Below are 3,055 nucleotides of genomic sequence, written 5' to 3' on the forward strand. Positions count from 1 at the left end.
TTTCTTCATTATTTCCTTTTTAACTATTTGTAATTCTTTATAAAATAGATAAAGTTGAATAGCTAATTGAATATTTACCGCTATAGATCCTATTAAACCAATATACGATCCTGCATTCATCCCTATCTCCTCACTTACTTTTCTTCTGTGAAGAGCCATTTTTATTAGCAGCAGACATTTCTCCACTATTAACTAAAGTACCGCCACCAATGCTTTCCGTCGCAATACGTACATCACCACGAACAGTAGCATTTTCATAAATATTCGCAGTGCCATAAATTAATGCCTCTTCATAAACTTGTGCTTTGCCATGAACTTGTGCCTTATTAGTAACGGTCGCATACCCGTAAACTTTGGCATCCTCATAAATCTGTGATGAACCCCAAATCTCTGCATTGTCATAAACATGGGCATTGCCATACACCTTAGCATTCCCACCAATAACTACATTTCCATAAGCCTGTGCTTTGTCATAAACTTGAGCATTGGAATAAACTTTAGCATTACTAAAAACCATAGCCTCTCCCCCAACCCAACAGTTATCATCATGACTAAGATTTCCCTCTTTTGCTATCCAGCCCCCCAAATCACCTTTTTTAACAGTACCAAAGTCTCTTAAGGCGCGAATTCTATGCAAAACATGAGTACAACCACCTTTCTCACCATTGTGTTTGTATTCTTTAATTTCGTCAGTGAATTCGTATTTCTTAGTTGGATCAACTGCTACAATATTAGCTTTAAGTTCAATAATCTCTTGACGTTTTTTAATTACAATTTCATCATTTTCTTTAATCGTTTGTTTAAGTCTTTCAATTTCCGCATCACGTGATTGAACTTCTGCTTTGAGTGCATCTATAACTTCGTTTTTCCGTTTGAACGCTGCTTCATACTCATCTATCTTTTGCTTCAGTTCTCTAATTTCTGATGCATTTTTGATATTTAAAAAACTCTTATCCATGCCATTCTGAATTTCTCTTGAACATTCATGCTGTTTATTTTGTAACTCGTCTGTTAAATGCCCAATTTTTAATTTTAGAGTTTCAACTTCCTCTTTAAGCCTCTTAACTTGGTCACGATAATACAAAGCAATACGAAACATCACTCCGCATAAAAGCAATGCTCCAAATACTACACACACAACTATCAATATTATTTCATTTAAACTCATTTTGATCTCCTTAATGCTGCAATCTATCGACCGTCTGATCAACAACGCGGCTCTTGCAAATTTTCGACATTGGGGGGTGTTGCTCTTGCATTAATCTCTGCAAGCGCTCGGGATAAAAAAAATCTTCTGGACGCAAATCTATCCCATGATCTCGCGCGTAGGTTAATAATTGCGCCTGATAAATTGAAGGAAATAATCCATTAGCACCGCCCTTCTCTTTAGAATAAGTGATACGATAAACAGCGCCTTTACATTTCTGCAAAATACGCGAAACATTAACAGCCCCCCCTAAATATTTTATTATGGTATACGCAGGTTCTTTTTTCATAACAATAAAATTTCATATTTTATGAATTTTATCAAGATAAAAATTCAGTTTTTTTTTATTGATTTTTCATGTCACATGAAAGAGCCTTACTCTTATGGAATCGGATCAGTTAAAGGCATGGCTTAATGAGCAATTAGCTAAAAATGGACATGGCAGCAAAAAAATGCTCGCTAAACATTTAGGGATATTGCAATCTACTTTAAGCAATATGCTAAATAACTCAGAAAAATCAGAAAAAAAGAAACCAATAAAACCTAGATCAATAAGAGCTGATGAACTAATAAAAATTATTGATTTTTTTGGTGAAATCCCGCCTTTTTTAATAAAAGAATCTGAACAATTTATTCGTCTTTACTATCAAGCAAAACCTGAAGTTCAGAAAGCTGTTTTAACGATTCTTCAAAATTCTTGTTCTTTAGACAAAGAATAATAGCTGCCCTCACTTTTTTATCTCCATAATTCCAAAGTTTTTCTAACATTGTATTATCCATAATTAACTTTTGTCTTCATAAAATTTCATATTTTATGAATTTTTTAGTTGACCTCGTTCATTAAATATGAAATATACAAACACCATACCCCGAAAAAAAAAACCTATGTCAAGGCATTTTTTCAAAATGTATTTAAATATTTTGATAACGGAGGCATTTGTGAAAAAAACAGTGTTTATAAATTCTGATGAAATTCTCTTAGTCATCTGCGAAAATGAAGAACAAAATCTCGCTAAATCTGGTCCTTTCTTAGAAGAAAAGGACATGATCAAATTTATCGACCAAGCCGATAATGCTGTCCAAATTTTGCGTGTAGAACCAACGACTAATCGTTGTGAAGATATCTCTGAAGATATTGCCGAATGCTATCTGAAAGAATGTGAAGAGCAGTGTTTCAACGGAAACATTCCTCACGGCTTTGTTACACATAGTTCAGCATACGTTTTTTTTTTAGATGATATAAAACAGCGCGAATATGATGATGCAATGTATGGTTCTTACGAACAACAACACCGTTTGCGTCCTTGTGATGTGCTTTAAAAGCTAAAGGCGTTTTTAAAAGACGCCTCTTTTCAAAAAATTCACCACACAATGCAATGCCGTTCTTTTGCAAGAACGACAAAGGCAGAATCTAACTTAAAGGAGTAAAATCATGGAAAAGAAATATGAACTTACTGATGAAACAATCGAAGTTGATGGACATACTCTACGCCGCATATGTGCTTTAAAAGACTTTGGAATTATTAAAAAAGGTGCTCTAGGCGGCTTCATAGCAAAAGAAGACAACTTAAGTCATGAGGGCGACTGTTGGGTTTGGCATGATGCCGCGGTTTGTGATAACGCTAAGGTTTTTGGTAATGCACAGATATTCGAAAAATCAATAATTAGAGATAATGCCAAGGTTTATGATAATGCCCGTGTTTATGAAAATGCCAAGGTTTTTGGGCGTGCAAAAATTTACGACAATGCCCGTGTTTATGGCAATACAGAGGTTTATGGTGATGCCATGGTTTATGGTGATGCGCATATTTATGGCGATAACGTCATGTCCACTGGAGAAAAATCATG

5 protein-coding genes are annotated in these 3,055 nt (G+C 34.8%); 3 read left to right on the forward strand and 2 right to left on the reverse strand.

The genetic code is table 11. The features are described from left to right. Window positions 1-130: 130 nt before the first annotated feature. Both ACFIMQ_RS09060 and ACFIMQ_RS09065 read right to left on the reverse strand, forming a co-directional pair. Window positions 131-1,168 carry a hypothetical protein gene (locus ACFIMQ_RS09060; protein ID WP_375703894.1) on the reverse strand — a complete coding sequence of 346 codons (1,038 nt, stop codon included), beginning with the start codon at window positions 1,166-1,168 and terminating at the stop codon, window positions 131-133. A 10-nt stretch (window positions 1,169-1,178) separates the two neighbouring features. Beyond that, the gene (locus ACFIMQ_RS09065; protein WP_375703895.1) at window positions 1,179-1,496 is read right to left on the reverse strand and encodes a hypothetical protein; all 318 of its coding nucleotides are present in this window, start codon (window positions 1,494-1,496) and stop codon (window positions 1,179-1,181) included. Between the two features lie 94 nt (window positions 1,497-1,590). On the opposite strand from ACFIMQ_RS09065, the gene ACFIMQ_RS09070 reads away from it, so the two are divergent. From ACFIMQ_RS09070 to ACFIMQ_RS09080, 3 genes are all read left to right on the forward strand, one after another. Beyond that, entirely contained in the window at window positions 1,591-1,926 is a 336-nt protein-coding gene (locus tag ACFIMQ_RS09070; RefSeq protein ID WP_375616980.1) for an XRE family transcriptional regulator, read from the forward strand. 220 nt (window positions 1,927-2,146) lie between these two features. Beyond that, window positions 2,147-2,527, forward strand: a complete 381-nt coding sequence (locus tag ACFIMQ_RS09075) for a hypothetical protein (protein ID WP_375703896.1) — start codon at window positions 2,147-2,149, stop codon at window positions 2,525-2,527. 112 nt (window positions 2,528-2,639) lie between these two features. Beyond that, window positions 2,640-3,055 (forward strand): hypothetical protein (locus ACFIMQ_RS09080; RefSeq protein ID WP_375703897.1); only part of this gene is annotated, 416 nt, incomplete at its 3' end.

Origin of the sequence: Bartonella sp. AD13SXNS, from assembly GCF_042196465.1 — a bacterium.
GTDB lineage: Bacteria > Pseudomonadota > Alphaproteobacteria > Rhizobiales > Rhizobiaceae > Bartonella.